The organism is Mesorhizobium sp. WSM4836 (assembly GCF_055811815.1).
Window position 1 is genome coordinate 1 of sequence record NZ_JBVVQF010000133.1, and the last position, 261, is coordinate 261.

Sequence of the window (261 nt, forward strand, 5' to 3'; positions counted from 1 at the left end):
GACCAGCAGGTCTGCGCGGAATGCGCGTTGGTGGCGGGCACGACCTCCCACTGGACTTCCCGCAGGTTCGAGATCGCGAAGAGAACGCTCGATGCTTCGGGATCGTCCCCCTGGAACTGACCTGGAACGTTGCCGCGGCGGCCGGCCCGGCCCAGCAGGTTGGCCCAGGCGTGCTTCGATGCCGCCCAATCGAACGGCAGCTTGATGAAGGCCTCGAAGGTGTAGCCGTTCCAGAAGCTGCGACCGTTCACGGTTGCCGAG

General features: G+C 65.9%; 1 pseudogene. It reads right to left on the bottom strand.

What is annotated here, in order from left to right:
* Window positions 1–261, bottom strand: a pseudogene (locus AC0L2P_RS32405) (LamG-like jellyroll fold domain-containing protein); the annotation flags it as partial.